21 protein-coding genes, 1 tRNA gene and 2 pseudogenes are annotated in these 22,526 nt (G+C 64.9%); 13 read left to right on the plus strand and 11 right to left on the minus strand.

Features of this window, described 5'->3' with window-relative positions:
• Window positions 1–16: 16 nt before the first annotated feature.
• The 3 genes from HWX32_RS01755 to HWX32_RS01765 form a co-directional block, all read right to left on the minus strand.
• Entirely contained in the window at window positions 17–1,312 is a 1,296-nt protein-coding gene (locus HWX32_RS01755) for a trehalose-6-phosphate synthase (protein WP_175934496.1), read from the minus strand.
• Window positions 1,313–1,675: a hypothetical protein gene (locus HWX32_RS01760; RefSeq protein WP_075466262.1), complete on the minus strand. Its 363-nt coding sequence runs from the start codon at window positions 1,673–1,675 to the stop codon at window positions 1,313–1,315.
• 61 nt (window positions 1,676–1,736) lie between these two features.
• Window positions 1,737–3,182, minus strand: a complete 1,446-nt coding sequence (locus HWX32_RS01765; RefSeq protein WP_175934497.1) for a threonine/serine exporter ThrE family protein — start codon at window positions 3,180–3,182, stop codon at window positions 1,737–1,739.
• Between the two features lie 77 nt (window positions 3,183–3,259).
• Between HWX32_RS01765 and HWX32_RS01770 the strand changes: the two genes are divergently transcribed.
• The 3 genes from HWX32_RS01770 (at window position 3,260) to HWX32_RS01780 (ending at window position 5,788) form a co-directional block, all read left to right on the plus strand.
• Window positions 3,260–3,335: transfer RNA gene (locus HWX32_RS01770), tRNA-Thr, on the plus strand.
• Window positions 3,336–3,688: 353 nt separating this feature from the next.
• A complete protein-coding gene (locus tag HWX32_RS01775; RefSeq protein ID WP_175934498.1) occupies window positions 3,689–4,390 on the plus strand; it encodes a response regulator transcription factor in 702 nt (233 codons plus the stop codon).
• A gap of 21 nt (window positions 4,391–4,411) precedes the next feature.
• On the plus strand, window positions 4,412–5,788 hold the full coding sequence (locus HWX32_RS01780; protein WP_175934997.1) for a cell wall metabolism sensor histidine kinase WalK: 1,377 nt from the start codon (window positions 4,412–4,414) through the stop codon (window positions 5,786–5,788).
• Here the strand turns inward: HWX32_RS01780 and HWX32_RS01785 are convergent.
• On the minus strand, window positions 5,766–6,182 hold the full coding sequence (locus tag HWX32_RS01785; protein WP_175934499.1) for an HIT family protein: 417 nt from the start codon (window positions 6,180–6,182) through the stop codon (window positions 5,766–5,768). The genes HWX32_RS01780 and HWX32_RS01785 overlap by 23 nt on opposite strands.
• 31 nt (window positions 6,183–6,213) lie before the next feature.
• Here HWX32_RS01785 and purD point away from each other — a divergent pair, with 31 nt between their 5' ends.
• Window positions 6,214–7,470 carry a phosphoribosylamine--glycine ligase gene (gene purD, locus HWX32_RS01790; protein WP_175934500.1) on the plus strand — a complete coding sequence of 419 codons (1,257 nt, stop codon included), beginning with the start codon at window positions 6,214–6,216 and terminating at the stop codon, window positions 7,468–7,470.
• Window positions 7,467–8,903 carry an adenylosuccinate lyase gene (gene purB / locus HWX32_RS01795; protein WP_175934501.1) on the plus strand — a complete coding sequence of 479 codons (1,437 nt, stop codon included), beginning with the start codon at window positions 7,467–7,469 and terminating at the stop codon, window positions 8,901–8,903. Before purD ends, purB begins: the two co-directional genes overlap by 4 nt.
• Here purB and HWX32_RS01800 read toward each other — a convergent pair.
• The gene (locus HWX32_RS01800; RefSeq protein WP_175934502.1) at window positions 8,900–9,478 is read right to left on the minus strand and encodes a hypothetical protein; all 579 of its coding nucleotides are present in this window, start codon (window positions 9,476–9,478) and stop codon (window positions 8,900–8,902) included. The genes purB and HWX32_RS01800 overlap by 4 nt on opposite strands.
• Window positions 9,479–9,497: 19 nt before the next feature.
• Here HWX32_RS01800 and HWX32_RS01805 point away from each other — a divergent pair, with 19 nt between their 5' ends.
• Both HWX32_RS01805 and HWX32_RS01810 read left to right on the plus strand, forming a co-directional pair.
• Window positions 9,498–10,394 (plus strand): phosphoribosylaminoimidazolesuccinocarboxamide synthase, encoded by an 897-nt coding sequence (locus HWX32_RS01805; RefSeq protein ID WP_075466323.1) that lies wholly within the window; start codon window positions 9,498–9,500, stop codon window positions 10,392–10,394.
• 53 nt (window positions 10,395–10,447) lie between these two features.
• Window positions 10,448–12,556: pseudogene (locus HWX32_RS01810) on the plus strand (S9 family peptidase); the annotation flags it as partial.
• Window positions 12,557–12,577: 21 nt separating this feature from the next.
• On the opposite strand, the pseudogene HWX32_RS11360 reads toward HWX32_RS01810, so the two are convergent.
• Together HWX32_RS11360 and HWX32_RS11365 are read right to left on the minus strand one after the other, a co-directional pair.
• Window positions 12,578–12,631 (minus strand): annotated as a pseudogene (locus tag HWX32_RS11360) (hypothetical protein); the annotation flags it as partial.
• A 94-nt stretch (window positions 12,632–12,725) separates the two neighbouring features.
• Window positions 12,726–13,094, minus strand: a complete 369-nt coding sequence (locus HWX32_RS11365; RefSeq protein ID WP_368485897.1) for an HNH endonuclease — start codon at window positions 13,092–13,094, stop codon at window positions 12,726–12,728.
• A gap of 355 nt (window positions 13,095–13,449) precedes the next feature.
• Between HWX32_RS11365 and HWX32_RS11370 the strand changes: the two genes are divergently transcribed.
• Complete coding sequence (locus tag HWX32_RS11370) at window positions 13,450–14,271, plus strand: hypothetical protein (protein ID WP_175934505.1); 822 nt, start codon at window positions 13,450–13,452, stop codon at window positions 14,269–14,271.
• A 129-nt stretch (window positions 14,272–14,400) separates the two neighbouring features.
• Entirely contained in the window at window positions 14,401–15,075 is a 675-nt protein-coding gene (locus HWX32_RS01825) for a DUF2334 domain-containing protein (protein WP_175934506.1), read from the plus strand.
• Between the two features lie 6 nt (window positions 15,076–15,081).
• Here the strand turns inward: HWX32_RS01825 and HWX32_RS01830 are convergent, their stop codons facing one another.
• Genes HWX32_RS01830 through HWX32_RS01840 form a run of 3 tightly spaced genes read right to left on the minus strand, consistent with a single transcriptional unit; the run spans window position 15,082 to window position 17,478 of the window.
• A complete protein-coding gene (locus tag HWX32_RS01830) occupies window positions 15,082–15,981 on the minus strand; it encodes a metal ABC transporter permease (RefSeq protein ID WP_175934507.1) in 900 nt (299 codons plus the stop codon).
• Window positions 15,978–16,661: a metal ABC transporter ATP-binding protein gene (locus tag HWX32_RS01835; protein ID WP_175934508.1), complete on the minus strand. Its 684-nt coding sequence runs from the start codon at window positions 16,659–16,661 to the stop codon at window positions 15,978–15,980. Before HWX32_RS01835 ends, HWX32_RS01830 begins: the two co-directional genes overlap by 4 nt.
• A gap of 10 nt (window positions 16,662–16,671) precedes the next feature.
• Window positions 16,672–17,478, minus strand: a complete 807-nt coding sequence (locus tag HWX32_RS01840) for a metal ABC transporter solute-binding protein, Zn/Mn family (RefSeq protein WP_175934509.1) — start codon at window positions 17,476–17,478, stop codon at window positions 16,672–16,674.
• Between the two features lie 320 nt (window positions 17,479–17,798).
• Here HWX32_RS01840 and purS point away from each other — a divergent pair, with 320 nt between their 5' ends.
• Genes purS through purL form a run of 3 tightly spaced genes read left to right on the plus strand, consistent with a single transcriptional unit; the run spans window position 17,799 to window position 20,992 of the window.
• Complete coding sequence (gene purS / locus HWX32_RS01845; protein WP_075466238.1) at window positions 17,799–18,029, plus strand: phosphoribosylformylglycinamidine synthase subunit PurS; 231 nt, start codon at window positions 17,799–17,801, stop codon at window positions 18,027–18,029.
• Window positions 18,026–18,700, plus strand: a complete 675-nt coding sequence (gene purQ / locus HWX32_RS01850) for a phosphoribosylformylglycinamidine synthase subunit PurQ (protein ID WP_175934510.1) — start codon at window positions 18,026–18,028, stop codon at window positions 18,698–18,700. Before purS ends, purQ begins: the two co-directional genes overlap by 4 nt.
• Before the next feature lie 6 nt (window positions 18,701–18,706).
• Window positions 18,707–20,992: a phosphoribosylformylglycinamidine synthase subunit PurL gene (purL, locus tag HWX32_RS01855; protein ID WP_175934511.1), complete on the plus strand. Its 2,286-nt coding sequence runs from the start codon at window positions 18,707–18,709 to the stop codon at window positions 20,990–20,992.
• A gap of 85 nt (window positions 20,993–21,077) precedes the next feature.
• Here purL and HWX32_RS01860 read toward each other — a convergent pair whose 3' ends face one another.
• Window positions 21,078–22,106 (minus strand): acyl-CoA thioesterase, encoded by a 1,029-nt coding sequence (locus HWX32_RS01860; protein WP_175934512.1) that lies wholly within the window; start codon window positions 22,104–22,106, stop codon window positions 21,078–21,080.
• A 25-nt stretch (window positions 22,107–22,131) separates the two neighbouring features.
• Here HWX32_RS01860 and HWX32_RS01865 point away from each other — a divergent pair, with 25 nt between their 5' ends.
• Window positions 22,132–22,524, plus strand: coding sequence for a sterol carrier family protein (locus HWX32_RS01865; protein ID WP_175934513.1), 393 nt, complete (start codon window positions 22,132–22,134; stop codon window positions 22,522–22,524).
• Window positions 22,525–22,526 lie beyond the last annotated feature (2 nt).

The raw sequence follows: 22,526 nt of genomic DNA on the forward strand, positions 1-22,526 counted from the left end.
CGTTTCACGGTGTTTCTCACAGGGCCCCCATAAACGCCTCGGCCCAGGCAGCAACGTCGTGGGTGAGCACCCAGTCGTGCATCGCCCGCATACGCGCAGGCTCCGGGTCCATCGCCTGCATGATCGCGTGCTTTATCGACGCCACGTCAAACGGGTTGCACAGGTACGCCTGGTCGAGCTCCACCGCGGCGCCCGCGAACTCAGAGAGCACCAACGCGCCGGAGCCGTCCGGGTGCGCCGCCACGTACTCTTTCGCCACCAGGTTCATGCCGTCCTTGAACGGTGTGACCAACATGAGATCCGCAGCGGCGTAGTAGGTGGCCAGCTCCCCGCGCGGCACGCCACGGTGCACGTAATGCACCACCGGGCGGCCCACCTCTCCGAAGCGCCCGTTGATGCGCCCGACGGCCTCCTCCACATCCCTGCGGGTCTGGCGGTAGTGGCTCAGGCGTTCGCGGGAGGGGGTTGCGAGTTGGACCACGGCGACGTCGTTAAGCGAATGCTCCTCAAGCAGCTCCTCTACCGCAAGCAGGCGCTGCAAGATGCCCTTGGTGTAATCCATGCGGTCGACGCCCAACATGATGCGGGAAGGGTTGCCGAGGCGCGCACGCAGTTCGCTTATCGACGCCTCCGGTGCCACCCCCACCGCCTCAGGATCTATCGAGATGGGGAACGTGCCCGTGCGGATGTCGCGACCCAGCAGGCGGAAATTCACCTCATCCGCCTCCCGCTGGAAGCCGATGAGGTCGCAGCCGGAAAGGCCATCCAGGATCTCCTCGCGCCACGGCAACTGCTTAAACAACGCCGGGGCGGGGAAGGGGATGTGCAAAAAGAAGCCGATCTTCACGTCCGGCCGCAGGCGCTTCAGGATTCCGGGGACGAGCTGGAGCTGGTAATCCTGCACCCACACCGTTGCTCCCTGGGCCGCGGTGTCGGCGGCGGCGCGTGCGAAGCGCTCGTTGACCGCCACGTAGCGCTCCCACCACTGCTGGTGATACTCCGGGGTGACAATCAGGTCGTGGTAGAGCGGCCACAGCGTGGAGTTCGAAAACCCCTCGTAGAACCCTTCAAAATCCTCCCCGTCGAGGGGGACCGGCACGAGCGAAATGCCGTCGAACTCGAACGGATCGAGCGCGGAATCAGTCTCTACGGGGTCTGCAGTGTCGCCAATCCAGCCCACCCAGGACCCGCCGCGGCGCTTCAGTACCGGCGCCAGCGCAGCAACCAAGCCACCGGGAGAGACCTGGAAGGCGTCGCCCACCTTGTCTACGGGCAGGCGGTTCGCCACAACGACGAACTCGTTGTCGCCCATTTAGGCCTTCTTTGCGGCCTTCTTCGTCGACTTCTTAGTGGCCTTCTTCGTAGCTTTCTTGGTGGCCTTCTTTGCGGCCTTCTTCGTCGCCTTCTTCTTGGTGGCCTTCTTCTTCGCGACCTTCTTTGCTGCCTTCTTGGTCGCCTTCTTCGGCGCCTCTTCCTCCTGCTTTTCCAGGTCTTCCACGTAGCGCTTGTACGCAAAGCCCTTCGGAGCCACGCCCAGCATGGACATCAGCGTCACACCGTCGAGGAAATCCTCCGCGTACGTGGCCACAATCCGACGAGCGCCCGACGCGGTCTGCTCCTCCACGGCATGCGTGGCCTCGGCGGAGGGGCGGGAATCGGTGATCTTCGGTGGCACTTGAAGGATCCTCCTGGAAACAAAAGAAACGGGTCAACCTACAGGCAGCCGATTCTACACGCTACCGGCGCAGGCGCACCTTCCGGATCTGCTCGAAGGTAGCCCGGCCCGCACGGCGGAACGCCCGGTACGGCGCGTAGAGCTGCGGCGCGCGAATCTTGCGTGCGATCCACTCACCAAACACCACACCGCCCGCGAGCGCCATGCAGGTGCCGATGGCGGTAAACAGGTTCATCATGCCCAGCAGGATCTGCTCGTTCATGATCGCGTACATGCCACGGTAAATCCACGAACCGGGCAGAAACGGCGTCACGCCCGCCACCGCTGTGATCACCGGGTTGATTAAAAAACGGCGGGAGATCAAACCACCAACAAGGCCCACCACGATCGCGCACACCGTGGTAGCCAGCAATCGACCCGCGCCGAGGGGCTGGATGATCACGTAGAACATCACCGAACCGAAAGCCCCGGTGATAAACGACAGCACCACCGCCTGGCGCTCCGCGAAACACGTCACCGCAAACGACGCCGCCGCCATCGCGCCGCCGAGCACCGTGAGGAAGATGCTGCTGTACGCCGAAGAGCCGGGCAGCATCTCAACCGGGGGAAGAGGCATACCAACCAGCTCAGAGACCGCCACACCGGTTGCCACACCCGCGACAATGCCGCCGGTGTTCAGCATCGCCGAGAAGAATCTCGCGGCGGCGTTGATGGAGGAGCCGGTGACGCCGTCGAGAAGCGATTGCACCAACGTCAAACCTGCAAGCAGCACGATGATGCCTGTAGCGATGAGCTGACTCGGCACGATCGTATGGCCGATGGACGCCGAGAAATCGTAGAAAATCGCCGCTGGCACTGTGGCGAGGAACCCGCCGATGACGTTGTGGAAAAACGCCGGCAGCCCGCCGCGGGAGAGGAGCTTGTTGAAGCCCATGATGAGAAACGCCGTGATGCCGCCGACGATCATCATCAACCAGTCGCCGCCCAAAAGCATCGCCACGAACATGCCCATCACGGCCCAACCCAGCAGGTTGCGGGTGTTGCGGTGCGGAATCGGCATCGTGTCGATGTCGTTGAGGATCTTCTCGGCCATCTCCGGCGGCGTCGCGCCAGAGCGGATCGACCTGATGAGGCGGTCGACCTCCTGCAACTTCGCGTAGTTCTCGCTGATCATGGTGACAACACGGAACACGTTCACCGGGGGGCGCTTATCCACCCCGATAATCGTGTTCAGCGTAATGGTGTTCACCACGATGTTGATGTGCACATAGTGCAGGCCGTACGACGAACACACCGAGTGCATGTACTTGATCGCATCCGATGAGGTGGTCGCGTTGGCGATGAGGATCTCGCCGATGCGGGCCGCGAGGTTCATCACCGCGGCGACCTCGGCCGGGTCAGTCAGGTTCACCGGGGCGAGGACCGACGGCGGCGGGGACGTGCGTGCGTCGTCGATCGTCGCGACGCGCTGGCGGGAACCGCTGATCTTCTCCCACAAAGTGTTCATCCCGTTTGGCACACCGACAGAGTATCGGTTGAGCTCTTTTCGCGCACCGATAGGCGGTGTGTAAACTTTGGCCCATTGCTGGAGTGGCGCAATCGGTAGCGCAACGGTCTTGTAAACCGTAGGTTGCGAGTTCAAGTCTCGTCTCCAGCTCCAATTCTTTTCGGGTGTTGCTTGCACGGGGTGTAGTAGATCTCAGCGCCTCAATCTGAGAGATTGTGCGTCATCGCCCAAGGTGGAATGTGCACATAAAACTCTGGGGTCTACATCTGTTTGTGGGGGCAGGGGACAAGGGGCAGGGGGCAGGGGACAGGGCACTGCGCATAGGCGAATCCCTCGCAAGTCGAATGGTGCCTGGAAGCCAACGCACAGGAAACGCCCAGCGGGATGTTGTTTAATCACCTATGGAAACAACCGGCGTGAAACGCGTGCCCGGAAAGGTGCGCTCCCGCTGGAAAAACGCGCAGCTCAACCGCTGCGAAATGATGAAAGTGTGAACGGAGCAAACAATGGCTGACCAGAATGTGAAGGTGCTTGTCGTTGACGACGAGCCGAATATCGTCGAACTGCTCACTGTGTCGCTGAAGTTTCAGGGTTTCGAGGTCGAAAGCGCGAACTCGGGGGCGGAGGCTATCGAGCTGGCGCGCTCCTTCAAGCCGGACGCCTACATCCTGGACGTGATGATGCCGGAGATGGACGGGTTTGAGCTGCTGGGCAACCTGCGCTCTGAGGGTTTGGATGGCCCGGTCCTGTTCCTCACCGCGAAGGATGCCGTGGAGGACCGCATTCATGGCCTGACTATCGGCGCGGACGATTATGTGACGAAGCCGTTTTCGCTGGAAGAGGTGATCACCCGCCTGCGCGTGATCCTGCGTCGCGGAAATGTCACGGAGGAAGCGGGCGAAGACACCACGTTGCGTTACGCCGACCTCACGCTTAACGACGAGACGCACGAGGTGACCAAGGCGGGGGAGATCGTGGAGCTTTCCCCCACAGAGTTCAACCTGCTGCGCTACCTGATGCTCAACGCCGAGGTAGTGGTGCCCAAGGCAAAGATCCTGGACAACGTGTGGCACTACGACTTCGGCGGCGACGGCAACGTGGTGGAGTCCTACATCTCCTACCTGCGCCGCAAGGTGGACACTGGCGACGTTCCGCTCATCCACACTGTCCGCGGTGTCGGCTACGTGCTGCGCACCCCGCGCCAGTAAACCCCGCAGGCGCTACACGTGATGCGGTTTCTTCCCGCCGGATCGTCGAGAAAGCCCCTCAAGCGGCAGCTGGTTGGGCTGGTGATGCTCATTTCCATCATCGGCACCCTGGCCAGCTCTCTGATCATCTACTTCGTGATGCGCAGCCTGCTCATCGACAGGGCGGACGACCAGCTACGCGAGGGGCAGCAAACCTGGGCGCACCAAGGCCCTGCGTGGCAGTTCAACCTGTGGAGCCTGCCGAGTGAGTTCACGCAGAGCACCTACTACCCGTCGCAGGGATGGTGGTCAGGCGCATCTGCCGGCGGTAGCCCGCCGGACTACGCCCAGGTTGAGGCGCTGGATAAGCCCCAAACCGTGCCTTCAGTGCCAGGGTCTGAGCAGGACAAACGCTGGCGCGTGATCGCCCACCAGGACACCAATGGCGACATTCAGTACGTGGCGAAGTCGCTTGAGTCAGAACGCAAGATGCTCGTGGCGCTGGCGTGGGTAGAGGCCTCGGCTGGCATCCTGGCGCTCATCGGCATCGGGTGGGCGAGCAACCACTTCGTGGGCCGCGCGCTCGCCCCGTTGAAAACCGTGGAGAACACCGCGCTCGCGATTGCAGAAGGCGATATCGACCGCCGTGTGCCGGCGTGGTCGCGCGAGACCGAGGTGGGAAAGCTCTCCTACGCCATGAACACCATGGTCAGCCGACTGCAGGAGTCCCTGGAAACCGCGCGGACGCAGGAGGAACAGATGCGTCGCTTTGTGGGAGACGCCTCCCACGAGCTGCGTACGCCACTGACCAGCATCCGTGGTTACACCGAGCTGTACTCCAAAGGCATGGCGAAGGACCCGGACATGGTGCTGGGCAAGATCGACGAGGAATCGGCGCGCATGCAGCTGCTCGTCGAGGACCTGCTCGCGCTCACCCGCGCGGAGGGGTCGCGGCTGGAGAAGAAGCCGGTGGACGTGCTGGAGCTTGCGCTATCGGTGAAAGACTCGCTGCATGCGGCGTTCCCGGAGCGCGTGTTCACCGTGGTGAACGATTCGGACGGCGTGCCGGTGGTGGAGGGCGATTCTTCGCGGCTGCACCAGGTGCTGGTGAACCTCACCAGCAACGCGTTCAAACACGCGGGCCCGGAAGCAGAAGTGACGGTGACTATCCGCCGCAACCTCGACCGCGTGGTGGTTGATGTGGCCGACAACGGGTGCGGCATGCCGCAGAAGGACGCGGAGCACATCTTCGAGCGTTTCTACCGCGCAGACACGTCGCGCACCCGCGCCTCGGGAGGCGGCTCGGGGCTGGGCCTGGCCATCACCAAGTCACTTGTGGAGGCGCACGGCGGCACGATCACGGTCGCCACAGTCGAGGGCGAGGGCTCGACGTTTACTATTTCGCTTCCGGCTGCGTGAGCCCCTTGCGGATGGTTTCCGCTGCTGCGTCCATCTTCGCGTCGTCGGTGGAATCCGGGCTCATTGCGCGCGAGAGGTCGTAGCCGGACATGTCGTCGGCCGGGAAGACGTGGATGTGGGCGTGCGGCACCTCGAAGCCGGCAATGAGGTAGCCCGCGCGCGACGCGCCGAACTCACGCACAATCACCTGGCCGATTGCCTGGGCCACCTCGTTCATGTGCGCCCACAGCTCAGGCGAAAGATCGGTCCACTTATCCACCTCTTCTACCGGCACCACCAGGGTGTGGCCGTAGGCGACCGGCTCGATGGTGAGGAAGGCCGCGACCGTGTCGTCCTGGTACACGATGCGCCCGGGGATCTCGCCTGCAATGATCTTGCTGAATACAGTAGCCATGCCTTAAAACGCTACCGGTAAATTAGTGGCCATGCGCGTACTAGTGATCGGTTCGGGCGGCCGCGAACACGCCCTTCTCAACGCAATGCAGGGCAACGAGCTTTTCGTCGCGCCGGGCAACGCCGGCATGGCGAATGTGGCCGAGGTGCATGCGGTGGACGTGAACGACCCGGCCGCCATCGTGGCGCTGGCGCGGGAGCTCGCCGCGGACCTGGTGGTCATCGGCCCGGAGATTCCGCTTGTGGCGGGTGCCGCGGATGCGCTGCGCGAGGCTGGTATCGACGTGTTCGGCCCTAGCCAGGCGGCCGCGGCGCTGGAGGGGTCGAAGGCGTTTGCTAAGGAAGTCATGGCCGCGGCCGGGGTGCGCACCGCCTCCGCCACGCGGGTAGAAGCAGCCGCTGAAATCGAGGCGGCGCTCGATGAGTATGGCCCGCGCTACGTGGTCAAAGACGACGGGCTGGCCGGTGGGAAGGGCGTGGTGGTTACGGAGGATCGTCGAGAAGCTGCTGCCCATGCCGAAGCCGTTATCGCCGCGGGCAACCCGGTGCTCTTCGAATCCTTCCTCGAGGGCCCCGAGGTGAGCCTGTTTTGCCTGGTGGACGGCGAAATGGTCGTGCCGCTTCAGCCCGCGCAGGACCACAAGCGCGCCTACGACGGCGACGAGGGCCCCAACACCGGCGGCATGGGCGCCTACACCCCGTTGCCGTGGTTGCCCGAGGGCGGGGTGCAGGTGCTTGTCGACGACATCGCGCGACCGGTTGCCCGCGAAATGGTGAATCGGGGCGTGCCCTACCAGGGGCTGTTGTACATCGGTGCGGCGTGGGGCCCGGAAGGCCCGGCCGTGGTGGAGTTCAACGCGCGCTTCGGCGACCCGGAGACCCAAGCTGTGCTCGCGCTGCTGGAAAGCCCGCTGGCGGAAGTGCTGCAGGCGGTGGCGCAAGGCCGCTTGGCGGACTACATCGCGCAGTCGGGGGAGCTGAAGTGGCGCGACGGATACGCCGCCACCGTGGTGCTCGCCGCCGAAGGCTACCCGCAGGCCGCGAAGACCGGCGGGGCGATCACGGGCCCGGTGGATGATCCGGCAACGGTGCTGCACGCCGGCACCGGTACCCAGGGCGGGCAGCTAGTGGCCACAGGCGGGCGCGTGCTGAACGCCATCGGCCGGGGTGCCACGCTTGAAGAGGCGGTCGCGGACGCCTACAAGGTGATTGAAAAGATCGGCCTGCCGGGCTCGTTCTACCGCAAAGACATCGCCCGCCCCGCGATCGAGGGAGCTATCTCCCTATGATTGAGCGCGTGAAACCGAACAACGCGAATGTCCTGTCCAACCGGTACGCCTCCCCAGAAATGGCTACGTTGTGGAGCGCGGACCACAAGATCATCCTGGAGCGCCAGCTGTGGATCGCCGTGCTGCGCGCCCAGAAGGAGCTCGGCGTCGAGGTAGCCGAAGGCGCCATTGAGGCCTACGAGCGCGTCATCGACCAGGTGGACCTGACCTCCATCGCGGAGCGCGAGAAGGTCACCCGCCACGACGTGAAGGCTCGGATCGAGGAGTTCAATGCGCTCGCGGGCTTCGAGGAAATCCACAAGGGGATGACCTCGCGCGACCTCACCGAAAACGTGGAGCAGCTGCAGATCTACCGCTCGCTGGAGCTTACGCGTGACAAGGCCATCGCCCTGCTCAAGGCCGTGGGCAACCGTGCGGGCGAGTACAAGTCGCTTGTGATGGCGGGCCGCTCCCACAACGTGGCCGCCCAGGCCACCACCCTGGGCAAGCGCTTCGCCTCAGCTGCGGACGAGATCCTGGTGGCGGTAGAAAGCATCGAGGAGCTGCTCGGCCGCTACCCGCTGCGAGGCATCAAGGGCCCGATGGGCACCGCCCAGGACATGCTGGACCTCATGGGCGGCGATGAAGAGAAGCTGGCTGCACTGGAGACGGAGATCGCGCGCGGGCTGGGCTTCGACCGCGTCTTCGACTCGGTGGGCCAGGTCTACCCCCGCTCCCTCGACTTCGACGCAGTGAGCGCGCTGGTGCAGCTGGGCGCGGGCCCGTCGTCGCTGGCCACCACCATCCGCCTCATGGCAGGCAATGAAACGGTGACCGAGGGATTCAAGGAAGGCCAGGTCGGTTCCTCCGCGATGCCGCACAAGATGAACGCGCGCTCCTGCGAACGCGTCGGCGGCTTCCAGGTCATCCTGCGAGGCTACCTCACCATGGTGGCGGACCTCGCCGGACAGCAGTGGAACGAGGGCGACGTGTTCTGCTCCGTGGTCCGCCGCGTGGCGCTGCCGGATGCGTTCTTCGCCATCGACGGCCAGCTGGAAACCATGCTCACCGTGCTCGACGAGTTCGGGGCGTTCCCCGCCATGATCAACCGCGAGCTCGACCGTTACCTGCCTTTCTTGGCCACCACGCGCATCCTCATGGCGTCGGTACGCGCGGGCGTGGGCCGCGAAACGGCACACGAGGTGATCAAGGAAAACGCGGTGGCCATGGCGCTGGACATGCGCGAAAACGGCGCGGAGCAGAACCTGGTGGAGCGCCTCGCCGCCGACGAGCGCCTGCCGTTGAGCGCTGACGCACTCAACGAGGCCCTTGAGGACCGCCACGCGTTCATCGGAGCCGCCGAGTCGCAGGTGGATCGTGTGTTGGACAGGGTGCAGAAGCTTATCGACGCTCACCCGGACGCCGCCGCCTACACCCCCGGCGACATCCTCTAGCGCCAGCTAAAGCTGGTGTCCTGGGTGCTCAGCTCCACCCCGGTGCCCTCGATGCCCGGGTTGGCGGTGCCCACCCAGGAAGCCACGTACGTGCGCTGCGGCTCGCCTGCGACGAGGTCGCCGGTGTAGCCGCTCAGCGGCACCAGCTCTGAGCCTCCGTCAGGTGCTTCGTCGGCTGCTTCGGCTGCTTCGGCGCAGTAGGCGGGGTCGGCGAGGTTGGCGTAGCGGGAGCCGTCGATAGGCTTCAGCTCCGGCAGCGCGACGGTGACATCCGTGCTGAACACGCCCACCGCCACCGGGGTGAGCTCCACGGGGAAACAGATGAACTGCTTTGTTTGGGCGGCGGACCTGGGGGCGTCGATAAGCTTCGGCTTTTCAACCTTCACTTCCCACTGCACCGGCACGTGATGCGCGACATCCTCCGTGACCACCTTCGCCACCTGCCCGAACCTCAGCGTGGCGCCGTCCTTCGTCTCGCTGAACTCCGGCATTTCGCCCGTGAAATCGCTGGCGGGCGCGCACGCCGCAAGCCATAGGGCCACGGGCAGGAGGACGGCGGTCGCGCGCTTTCGCATGGCGAATATACTAACGCGCATGCGTCCAGAGCTTTCTGATTACACCCACCTCTCCGGCGGCAAAGTCCGCGAGATCTACGAGGTGGACGACAAGACCCTGCTCATGGTGGCCACCGACCGTATCTCGGCCTACGACTACTCGCTTGAGCCCGCCATCCCGGACAAGGGGCGGATTCTCACCGCGACCGCGATGTTCTTCTTCGAGCTGCTCGAAGACATCCCGAACCACCTCGCCGGGCCGATCGATGACCCACGCATCCCCGAGGAAGTGCTCGGCCGCGCGATCGTGGTGCAGAAGCTGGACATGGTGCCGTTCGAATGCGTGGCGCGCGGCTACCTCACCGGAAGCGGCAAGAAAGAGTACGACGCCGCCGGGATGGTGTGCGGCGTAAAGCTGCCGGAGGGGCTCACCGAAGCGTCGAAGCTACCCGAGCCGATCTTCACCCCCGCGACGAAGGCGGAGCAAGGCGACCACGACATCAACGTCACCTTCGAGCAGATGGCTGGCAAGCTCGGAGCCGAGCTGGCCGGTGAACTGCGCGACCGCACCCTGGAGATCTACAGCCGCGCCGCGGAGTACGCGGCCTCGCGCGGCATCATCCTGGCCGACACGAAGCTGGAGTTCGGCCGCGACGCCGAAGGCAACATCGTGCTGGCGGACGAGGTGCTCACCCCGGATTCCTCGCGTTACTGGCCAGCGGATGAGTACGAGGAGGGCAAAACGCAGCCGAGCTTTGACAAGCAGTACGTGCGCGACTGGCTCACCAGCCCGAAATCAGGTTGGGACCCGGACGAGGGCACCCAGCCGCCGGAGCTGCCAGGCTCCGTGGTGGAGGCCACCCGCGAACGCTACATCGAGGCCTACGAGCGACTCTCGGGGCGGCGCTTCGCAGACTGGCCGGGGGTTGGCGCGTAACGGAGCGGAGGTTCGCGGAGGCTTGCCGAGGCTAGCGCGTAGGCTGGCGTCCCATGGACGCACCCAAGGCAGCAAAACATCCGATTACCCGCACGTTCCACGGCCGCGAGTTCGTGGACGACTACGAGTGGTTGCGCGATAAGGAAAATCCGGAAACTGTCGCGTACCTCGAGGCGGAAAACGCCTACACCAACGAGCGCACCGCCAGCTTCCAGCCGCTGGCGGACGACATCTACGCCGAGATCAAAGGCCGCATCAAGGAAACGGACATGTCCGTGCCACAGCGCCAGGGCGACTGGTGGTACTACGGCCGCACGATCGAGGGCAAGAGCTACGGCATCTCGTGTCGCGTGCCGGTTGAGGAGGGCTCGGACCCGTGGGCGCCGCCGGAGGTCACCGATTCGATGCCGCAGGAGCAGGTGCTTCTCGACGTCAACGTGCTCGCCGAGGGGCACGACTTCTTTTCGCTCGGCGCGTCCTCTGTGTCTACCTCGGGCCGGCTCTTGGCGTACTCCTACGACACGGAAGGCGACGAGCGCTTCACGCTGCGCATCAAGAACCTGGAAACCGGCGAGTTGCTCGACGACCAGCTCGACGGCATCTTCTACGGCGCCACTTGGGCAGGGGAGGACTACCTGTTCTACGTGCGCGTGGATGACGCGTGGCGGCCGTTCCAGGTGTGGCGCCACAAGGTGGGCACCGCCGCGGATGAGGACGTGCTGGTGCACCAGGAGGACGACGAGAAGTTCGGCGTTGGCGTAGGGGCGGACCGCTCGGAGCGCTACCTGATGATCGTCGCATCGTCCTCTTTGACCAGCGAATACCGCGTCGCGCCGCTTGCCGATCCCACGGCGGAGTTCGAGGTGCTCTGGCAGCGCGAACCGGGAGTGGAGTACCACCCGGACCTCGCGGTCCTCGCGGGCGAAAACGGCGGGGAAGAGGAGTTCTGGGTGGTCACGCACAACACGCGCGGGCCGAACTTCGCCGTCTCCGCAGTTCCGGTTGAGGGCCCCCTGCCGGACCTGCGTGACGCGAACGTACTCGTGCCGCATTCCGACACGATGCGCATCGAAGGCATCGACACCTACCGCGACTTCATGTTCATGGGATACCGTCGCGGCGGCATCCCCCGCATCGCGGTGTCAGACCTCACCGGCGGCGAGTTCGCGCCGTTTACAGAACTCGAGTTCTCCGAAGAGCTCTACTCCGCAGGCTTGGGCGGCAACCCGGAGTGGGACGCGCCCGTGGTGCGGGTCGGCTACACGTCGTTCACCCAACCGTCGCAGGTGTTGAACTACCGCGTAGCTACCGGCGAATTCACGTTGCTGAAAGAACAGGAGGTGCAAGGCGGTTACAACCCGGACGACTATGAGGCGTTCCGCGTATGGGCCACCGCCGAGGACGGCACGGAGGTGCCGGTGAGTGTGGTGCGCCGAGTGGGCGTCGATAAGCATGCTCCTGCACTGCTCTACGGGTACGGCTCCTACGAAGCGTCGACCGACCCCTACTTCTCCGTGGCGCGGCTGTCGCTGCTGGACCGCGGGATGGTGTGGGCGTGTGCGCACGTGCGCGGCGGCGGCGAAATGGGCCGCACCTGGTACGACCACGGCAAGATGCTGCACAAGAAAAACACGTTCACCGATTTCATCGCCGCCGCCGACCGCTTGGTGGAGCTGGGGCTGACCAGTTACGACCAGCTCGTGGCCGAGGGCGGATCGGCTGGCGGGCTGCTCATGGGCGCCGTGGCGAACCTGGCGCCCGAGAAGTTCGCGGGCATCCAGGCGATCGTGCCGTTCGTCGACCCACTGACCTCTATTTTGAAGCCGGAGCTGCCGCTCACCGTCGGTGAGTGGGAGGAGTGGGGCGACCCGTACCACGACGCGGAGGTCTACGACTACATGTCGGGCTACGCGCCGTATGAAAACGTCGTGGCGCAGGATTACCCGGATATCCTTGCCGTGACCAGCCTGAACGACACCCGCGTGCTGTACGTCGAGCCCGCGAAGTGGGTGGCGAAGCTACGCGAAGTGGCCACCGGCGGCGAGATCCTGCTGAAGACGGAGATGTCCGCTGGGCACGGGGGCGTTTCCGGCAGGTACGCGAAGTGGAAGCAGACCGGGTTCGAGTACGCCTGGACGCTTGTGAAGTCGGGCGCGGTGGAGCCGGGCGCGGTGGAGCCGGGCGCGGTGGAGCCGGGCGCGGTGGAGCCGGGCGCGGTGAATTCGGGCGCGGTGAATTCGGGCAACATGGAAACCGGCAAGTAGCCACCCTGCCTAGCCCCACCCGACCCAGCCCCACCAACCCAGCAGGCCGCCCGGCCCCAACCCCGGTTTAGGGCCGCGGCTTACATTCGAACAGCACGGGGTCGGGTCGGTGGCGCTCGGTGGGCGGGTGCTTCGCCCTTGCCTTCGCGGCATGTCGCTGACCTGGTGATTCCTGGTACTGGTAGGTGGTGGGGCGCCGAGGTGGCCCGCCGCCGGCGGGTTGGTATATCACGTCGCCGGAGTCTGGATCCCGGTCGAAGTAGCCTTTGTTGCCTTCGCCGTTTCTTGCGTCGTTGTTGCACATGTGGTGTTCGCGACACAGGAGGATCATGTTGTCGATGCTGGTGAGCCCGCCTCTGAGGAACGATTCGAGGTGGTGTGCCTCCAGCTCCACACCGGGCTTGGTGCAGCCGTTCCAGGCGCACACTCCCTGCATGGCGATGCCGCGCGAGACGCTGGCCGACAGAGGCGAAACGGGCGCGGCCGAGGGACAGCGGCACGCCTGTTGCAGAGTCGAGCTGAAGGAGGAAGCTGTCTCCGGCCAGCCCGAGGCGGACGATGTCTATAGGCGTGAGGGACACTGAGGTGTTCGTGGTGAATTGGGTGTAGGCATCGGCCCCGAGGAGGTCCTCGAGCGTCAACGTGATCACCACGGTGCCCACCCCGCCCCGCGCCGCCGAAGATGCGCTGCCGTAGCGACGCAGGATTTCATCGAGCTGGTCGCAGCGGCGCTGGTGCTTGCGCCGGGTGTCGCGGTCGGCGGCGTCGGCGCCATCCATGTTTGAGCCGAGGTGATCGCCGGCCGCGAGGGCGGCTTCGAGAAGCGCGCGGGACGCGGCATCGAGGTATCCCTTGAGTTCGGATCCCCCGTCGGCGTCGGGAGCGCCGAGCCAGATGCCGCGCTTCTTCCAGGCCGCGAGCGGATCCTTCTTCCCCTCGTAATCCTTGCCCTTCTTGTTGGCGCGCGAGACGAGGTTGGTCACATACTTGCGCAGTTCTTCCGGTGTCATGGTGTCGGCGGCTTCGAGCGCTTGGGCCATGATCGTTTCGGCGCCGGGGTCGGCGTGCTCGTTGAGCTGCTTGAGCGCTTGGGTGATGATGCGTTTCTTCTCCTCGCTCGCCTGGGCGGCGGCGCGCCGGGCCCGTTCTTGAGCCTCCTCCGCTTCGCGGCGGCGTCGGGCTGCTTCTTCCTCCTGGCGCTTGCGTTCGGCCTCGTCTGCGTCTTCGGCCGGCTCAGGCTCCGGCACGTTGGGCTTGCCCCAGATCAGGCGGGCTTGTTCCAGCAGGTTGAAGGCCTGGCTGCGCGACATCCCGAGGCGCTCGGTGAGGTATTCCACGGCGTGGTTGGCGCCCACGAGGGTTCCGGCTTTATCGCGCTCGCAAACGTACGCAAACGCAACGTTGATGTTGGAAAGCAGTGGCAGTACCTCATGGAGGCGCTCCATCGCCTGGTGCGTGCCGAGCAGGTGGAGGGCGTCGGGCTGCGAGAGGTGGCTCGCAAGCTCGCTCAAACCGTCGGCGATCTTGTCTACGGACTGGTTGATTGCGGTGCTCATTTTCACCTCCTTACCTCGGTGTTTGCGCTTCTTACGAACTTGTTGGAATCAATATAGAACACGCAAAGACGCAACTTTTCTTGACTAGAACACCCGTTCGAGCAATTTGCTTATCGACGAGCTCCGCGCCCCACCGCCACCCCACACGCAGCGCGGGATCCCCTGCGCTGTGCGACAATGTTTGTCATGCCTGGTCGCCTGCTCGTCTCGATTTCCTCGATTTTCGACGCCACGCTCGGCGACGTTTCCAGCCTCACCCGCGACCTCGACCGCGAGGGGGTGCCGGTGTCACTGTTGGTGGCACCCCACATCGACAAGAAGTGGCACCTGGCCAGCGACAAAAAGACCAAAAATTGGCTTTTGGAGCAGGCTGAGCGGCGTGCGCTGATGCTCAACGGGTTCGATCAGCCGGTGCAGGGGCGCCGGTCCGAGTTCGCGAACCTCGGCGACCATGAAGCTAGGCTGCGGTTGAAAGGCGCAACCCGCCAGATGAAGGCGCAAGGCTTCGAACTAGACATGTTCGCGCCACCCCGCTGGCGCATGTCCGACGGCACGCTCGCAGTACTGCCGGAGTTCGGTTTCCGAGTTGCGGCCTCGACGAAGGGGATCTACCAGTTGGCGCACGGCGAGTTCGCCCAGGCGCGCAACCTTTCGGTGGGCGAGGGCTACGGTGCCGCGAAGTGGTGGCGCCGTAACGTGATCAAAGCTGCTGAGCGCGGCGCGGAGAAGGGCAACACGATCCGCTTGTCGGTATCTGGGCGCGAGCTGGGGGAGAAGAAGGTGCGCCGCGATTTCCTGGCGGCGGCGGAGGCCGCGGCGTCTGCGGGGGCTACACCTGCGGATTACCGGGAGTACCGCTAGGCGCGGCTACAGCGTCCCCGCACCCGACTGGCCCGCACCACCCCCAGCACCCGACCGGCCCGCAGCCACGCGAATCCGCCGACCACGCACGCGGCCAATCAGGCGGCACACCAGGTAGATGCCGAAGGAGATGAACGCGACGAACACGCTCACCGGCACTCCGGGCGCGAGGGAGAGGATCATGCCGCCGACCGCGGAGACTTCCGCGAACAGTACCGACCACCACACCGCGTGCACCGGGTTTGCGGTGATCTGGGCGGCGGCCGCGCCGGGGGTGATGAGCAAGGACATCACCAAAAGGGCGCCCACAATCTGCACGGATTGGGCGGACGCTATGCCCACCAGCACCGCGAAGATGAGCGACATGGTGCGCACGCGCACCCCGCACGCGGCGGCCATCACGGGGTCAGCGGAGGCGAACAGCATCGGTCGCCACAGCACCACCACCGCGGCCACCACGAGTAGAGCGGTGACAGCCAGCATGATTAGGTTCTGCCCGGACACGCCCACGATCTGGCCTGTGAGCAGGGAAAGCGCCCGGTTGGAATTGCCAGGGTAGAGGTGGATGAACAGCACGGACAGTCCCATGCCGAAGCTCATTACCACGCCCACCGCGGAGTCCTGCTGGCCCCGGAACCCCAAGGCGGCGAGCACGACAGCGGCCACGATTGCACCGGCCACCGCACCGAGCCCCACATTCAGGCCGAACAGCAGGGCGGCCGAGGCTCCCATGAGCGCGAGCTCTGAGGTCGCGTGCACCGAAAACGACATTTGCCGTAGCACGATCAGCGGCGCCATCACGCCGGAAAGAATGCCCAGCAGCACGCAAGCGACAAGGGTGACCTGCACGAAGTCGAGTGTCAGAAGTTCTGTCGTGGTGTCCCACGCGGAGGCGAGCCAGCTCATAGGACCACCATCCGTCCATCGACTTCCACCACGTCAACGCGCGTACCGTAGAGCTCGCTGAGCACCTCCGAGCGCATCACTTCGCCCACGGTGCCCACCACGTGGCCTTTCGGGCCGAGGTAAAGCACGCGGTCCACCACACCGAGGAACGGGTTGATGGAGTGAGTCACGCACATCACGGCGGCATCGCTTTCGGCGAGCCGGGAGACGGTTTCGCGCTCGCGGGCGAGGTCGAGTGAGAGGAGGGGCTCGTCGGCAAGCAAAAGCTCCGGTTCCTGCGCAAACGCCTGTGCTTGGCGGATGAGCTGCTGCTGCCCGCCCGAAAGTAGGCCCGCGCGCCGGTCCGCAAACCCTTCTGCCCCCACAAGAGCAAGTAGCTTATCGACGGCTTCGCGCGCCACCTTCCCCCTTGACCTCGGCGCCATCGCCAGGGAAACCAAATCGCGCCCGCGCACAGGCAGATCCGGCGGGAACATGGACTGCTGCGGAATGAACCCCACGCGCCCGCGAACATCGACGGTGCCGCGGGTGAGGCGACGCGTGCCCAAAATGGTGTGGAGCAGCGTCGACTTGCCCACCCCGTTGGGCCCGAGCACCGCGATGAACTCGCCGCGCTCGACGGCCAGGCTAAGGCCTGACCACAGCGGATCCACCGCCGCGTTGTTGAACTGCAGAATCACTTGAGGGAGTCTAATTCTTCGGCTGCGGCAGTTCAGTATCCGGGAGCGGATCTGCTTTCTGAACGGTCGCCTCGATCTCGTCGATAATCTGCTCAAAATAGTCCAGGAAGTCCACACCCTCCGGCAGGGTCTCGCGGATCTCCACGACCGGCACGTCGTTGTCCTGCGCCGCCTTGGCCAGGCGCTCCGTGGCGCCGTTGGTGCTTTGCGGATTCACCACGAGCAGGTCCAGCGTGCCGCTTTCAATCAGCTCCATCATTTGCGCGATGTCGGACACGGAGGGCTCTGAGTGGTTCAACGCCGCGTGCATGTAACCCTCCGGTGTGATGTCGTGCAGCTCAGTGCCCCACACCAGCGGTGCGGCGATTGGCTCCGTCATCGCGAGGTGGGCGTGCTCAAGCGACTTCAGGCGGGTCTCGACGTCGCCCATGCGTTCCGTCACCTTGGTGGCGTCGCCGCCGACGCGGTCCTGAATCTGTAGGGCGACTTCCTTGACCTTCTCCGGCGAGAACCAGATGTGCTCGAGCTCGTCCAAGGACTCGGGGGTCGCGGAGTGGGCGTGGTCGTGGTCGTGCGCGGTGCCGTCCATGAGCAATGGCGCCGCGTGGATGATGCGGTCCTGCTCGGCGACGGTGTACAGCGAGGCGTCGTAGTGACCGCCGTTCGCAACGACCGTCTCTGCCCCGCGAACCCGCGCGAGGTCCTTCGCGCTCGGTTCGAAGTGGTGCGGGTCGATGGACCTATCGGAAATGATCGCCTCCACCTCATTGCCCGTCACCGCCGATGCGACATCAGCCCACACTCCGGTGGTGGCCACGATCTGTGTTGCTTCTTGGGGTGCTTCATGCTGATCGGCCCCCGAGCTGTCGGAAGAGCAAGCTGCCAGCGCAGAGGTGGTGAGAACGGTGACCGTTGTAACACCTATTAGGCGGAGAAGTTGGTGGGATTTCATCGAGAATTCCAATCGGTTGGATCAAGCAGTTCCACGGGCGTAATCGCCTCGCAAGCAACAATCAAACCACTAATGAAAACGGATTTCAATTGTGATCCATACAGGTGATCAAGGTTTCAGGCCGTGTCGGGGTGTCCGATATACTCACTGACGTCTTTCCACCTCTGACGAAATGAAGGATTCTCATGGCACGTGTCGTGGTTAATGTCATGCCCAAGGCCGAAATTCTTGATCCGCAGGGTCAGGCGGTGCTGCGCGCACTGGGGCGTATCGGAGTCGACGGCGTCGCGGACGTGCGTCAAGGCAAGCGGTTCGAGATTGAGGTGGACGATTCTGTCACCGACGCTGAGCTCGAGCGCATGGCCGAAACGCTGCTGACGAACACCGTGATCGAGGACTTCGAGGTTGTTCGATGAGCGCAACCATCGGCGTAATTACTTTCCCGGGCACGCTTGACGACGTTGACGCGTTGCGTGCCGTCCGTCTCGCCGGGGCGGAGGCGAAGCCCCTGTGGCACGCGGACAATGATCTGACTGGCGTGGACGCGGTTGTTGTGCCGGGTGGGTTCTCCTACGGCGACTACCTGCGCTCCGGCGCCATCGCGGCCCAGGCGCCCATGATGGGTGCCGTGGTTGAGGCTGCGGGCAAAGGCATGCCGGTGCTGGGCATCTGCAACGGTTTCCAGATTCTCACCGAGGCTGGCCTGCTACCGGGCGCTTTGACTCGCAACCAGAACCTGGACTTCCACTGTGTGGATACCTACCTCGAGGTGGCGAACCATGATACGGCGTGGACGAGACAGCTGGGGGAGCGCATCTACGTGCCCGCCAAGCACGGCGAGGGCCGCTTCCAGGCTGCGCCGGAGACCATCGAGGCGCTGGAGAAGGAAGGCCGCGTGGTGTTCCGCTACACGGACAACTTCAACGGCTCTATCAACTCGATTGCAGGCGTGACCAACGAGACCGGCCGCGTGGTTGGTCTCATGCCGCACCCGGAACATGCCATCGAGACGCTCACCGGCCCGTCCACCGACGGGCTTGGCCTATTCGACTCTGTTATCGCCGCCATCTCGAAGATCGGAGCGTAAAACACCATGACCGTGCATAACGACACTGTTGAAAACGCGTTTGACACCCCGGAGCTCGAGCAGCCTTACGCCGAGCTGGGGCTGAAGACGGACGAGTACGAGAAGATCAAGGCCATTCTGGGCCGCCGCCCGACGGACGCGGAGCTCACCGTGTACTCGGTGATGTGGTCGGAGCACTGCTCCTACAAGTCTTCCAAGGTGCACCTGCGCTACTTCGGTCAGACCATGACCGACGAGATGGCCTCCAAGCTGCTCGCCGGCATCGGTGAGAACGCCGGCGTGGTGGACATCGGTGAGGGCGACGCGGTGACCTTTCGTGTGGAGAGCCACAACCACCCATCCTTTGTGGAGCCGTACCAGGGTGCGGCCACGGGTGTCGGCGGCATCGTCCGCGACATTATGGCCATGGGTGCTCGCCCGATTGCGGTGATGGACCAGCTGCGCTTCGGCCCGCTTGACGCGGATGATACGAAGCGTGTCCTGCCGGGCGTGGTGCACGGCATCGGCGGCTACGGCAACTGCCTCGGCCTGCCCAACATCGGCGGCGAAACGGTCTTCGATGCGGCGTACGCAGGTAACCCGCTGGTCAACGCGCTGTGTGTCGGCACGTTGAAGGTTGAGGACCTCCACCTTGCGTTCGCGTCCGGTACCGGCAACAAGGTGATCCTGTTCGGCTCCCGCACCGGCCTCGACGGCATCGGCGGCGTGTCCGTGCTGGGATCCGCCACGTTCGAGGAGGGCGAAGAGCGCAAGCTTCCGGCCGTGCAGGTTGGCGATCCGTTCGCCGAGAAGGTGCTCATCGAGTGCTGCCTCGAGCTGTACGCCGCTGGCGTTGTCGTGGGCATCCAGGATCTCGGTGGCGGCGGCCTGTCCTGCGCCACCTCTGAGCTCGCAGCGGCGGGCGACGGCGGTATGACGGTCAACCTCGATGCCGTGCCGTTGCGCGCAGAGAACATGTCTGCCGCGGAGATCCTCGCTTCCGAGTCCCAGGAGCGTATGTGCGCTGTGGTCACCCCGGAGAACGTGGACAAGTTCATGGAAATCTGCGCGAAGTGGGACGTCAACGCCGCGGTAATCGGCGAGGTCACCTCCGACGCAGATCGCCTGCTCGTGTACCACAACGGAGAGATCGTCGTAGATGCTCCGCCGAGCACTATCGACGAAGGCCCGGTCTACGAGCGCCCCTTCGAGCGTCCGGAGTGGCTCGACGCTGTACAGGCCAACACCGAGATCAACACGGGTGCGGATTTGAAGAGCACCTGGCTGGACATGGTGGCGTCGCCAGCACTGTGCTCGCGCGACTTCATCACCGAGCAGTACGACCGCTACGTGCGCGGCAACACCGTGCAGGCGAAGTACGCCAACTCGGGCGTGCTGCGCATCAACGAGGAGTCCGGCCGCGGCGTCGCGGTGTCCGCTGACGCGTCCGGCCGCTACACCTACCTCGACCCGAACACGGGCGCGCGTCTCGCGCTTGCGGAGGCGTACCGCAACGTCGCCGTTACCGGCGCCCGCCCGGTGGCAGTGACGAACTGCCTGAACTTCGGCTCCCCGGAGGACCCGGGCGTGATGTGGCAGTTCCGCGAAGCGGTGCACGGGCTTGCCGACGGCGCCGCGGAGCTAACCATCCCGGTTTCCGGCGGAAACGTGTCCTTCTACAACCAGACCGGCGACACGGCTATCCTGCCGACCCCGGTGGTCGGCGTCCTCGGCGTGATCGAGAACGTCGCCGACGCGATCCCGCACGCACTGCCGGCGGGGGATGAGGATTACACCCTGATTCTCCTCGGCGAGACGAAGCCGGAGTTCGGCGGCTCCGTGTGGCAGGACATTTCCGGCCAGGGTCTCGCGGGCTTGCCGCCGCAGGTCGACCTCGCAAACGAGGAGCGCTTGGCCGAGTTCTTCACTTCCAGCCCCGCTGCGCAGACCGGTGTTTCCGCTGCGCACGACCTGTCTGAAGGCGGACTATCGCAGGCGGTGTTCGAGATGCTGCTCGGCTCCGACAAGGGTGCGGAGCTCAGCCTCGAGGCCGTGCACGATGACGCGTTCACCGCGCTGTTCGCAGAGTCTGCGTCCCGCGTGCTCATCGCAGTCACTGCGGAGCGTGCAGATACCGCTGTGGAACGCGCTGTAGCCGCCGGGATCCCGGCAGCTGTGGTTGGTCGGACCACGCAGGACGGCATCATCCGCTTCGGCGACGACGAGGTTGCGGTAAGCGAGCTCGCGGGCGCCTGGGCAGCAACCATGCCTAAGGAGTTCGGCACCGCCACGGCACCCAACGCCGCGGTCTAACTCGCTGCTTGACCCAACTAAACGTCTGAGCTCTTGTTCCCCGCGATGGGAAACAAGAGCTCAGATTTTTGTCACTACAGCCGACCTAATCCAACCGCTGCGCGGCCGGCTGCGGCTCCACCAGCGGCACCGGCTCGTACTGTCCGCGCAGGTCTTTCAGCGTCTGGGTGTGCTCCCAGAGGCGCTTGTCCTCGTCGGTGACCGGGGTGAACTGGCGGGCGGGCAGCGGGTTGCCGTCCACGTCGATACCGATGTAGGTGAACGTGGCGTGGATCGCGTTCTCCAACGCGTCGCGCCCGCCGCGCGGGTCGCCGGCGCGCAGGTGCACCGAGACGTGGTTGGAGCGTGAATCGGTGCGGGTCAGGCGCGCGTCAACTTCGATGAGGTCGCCGATGTGCACCGGTTTGTAGAAGCGGATGCCGCCCGCGTAGACGGCCACGGTGCGCTCGCCGGACCATTCCATGGTGCAGGCCAGGCCGGCTTCGTCGATCCATTCCATGGCGGTGCCGCCGTGGACGTTGCCTCCCCAGTTCACGTCCGTGGGCTTTGCCATGAAGCGGTGGATGATGCGGGGCGCGGTGGAATCGTCGGTGTAGGTCTGGCTGAGCATCTCCTCTTCGATGGCCTTGCGCAGTCCGATGCGGGATTTGGCGGCTTCGGCGACGCGGATCTCCTCGGAGTCCGTGGGGTGGAACGAGGGTACCGGGGTCGGCGCGCCGGTTTCCGGGTCCTTGGCCACGAAGACCACAAGGCAGTCGCAGGCGCGGGTGAATACGCCTTCGCGCGGGTCGGCGGAGAGCACCTCGTTGACGATGTGCATGGAGGTCCGCCCGGTCATGGCGATACGGGATCGCACCTCAACGATGTGGCCCGACGGGATGGGGCGGGTGAAGTGGATGTGCCCCACGTAGGCGGTCACGCAGTAGGTGCCGGACCATTGCGCTGCACAGGCGTAGGCGGCTTTGTCGATCCATTCGAGCACGCGCCCGCCGGACACGCCGTGGGAGCCGGCGGTGAGCACGTCGGTGGGCGAGGCCATGAAGCGCAGGGTCAGTTGCGGGGAGCGTTCTTCAGCCACAGTCGCAGCTGGGGCGGTTTCGGGGGTATCAGCCATGGGGCACACCATAATATGGGCGGGCATGGCACCGAAGCAGCAGATCGATCCAGCCGCCACCCGCAGCGCCGTCAAGGCGGTCGAGGGGTGGATTAGGGGAGGAGAGGGGGCAGCGGAGCCGTCGAGAAGCGAGCTCGCCCTAGCGGTGCGTACCACCGCGCGCACACTCGCGGCTGAGCTGCCGGGGCATTCGGTGGAGTTGCGCGTGCCGCCTTTTGTCGCAGTGCAGCTTATCGACGGTCCCCGGCACACCCGCGGCACCCCTCCCAACGTGGTGGAGACTGATTCGCGCACGTGGCTCGCGCTTGCAACGGGCCAGCTCAACTTCGACGAAGCGGTGAAAAACGGGGCAGTGGATGCGTCCGGATCGCGGGCGGGCGAGATAGCTGCGGGCCTTCCCGTGATTGCCCTGACGTAGGC

Source organism: Corynebacterium sp. Marseille-P4321 (assembly GCF_903645305.1).
Classification (GTDB): Bacteria; Actinomycetota; Actinomycetes; order Mycobacteriales; family Mycobacteriaceae; genus Corynebacterium.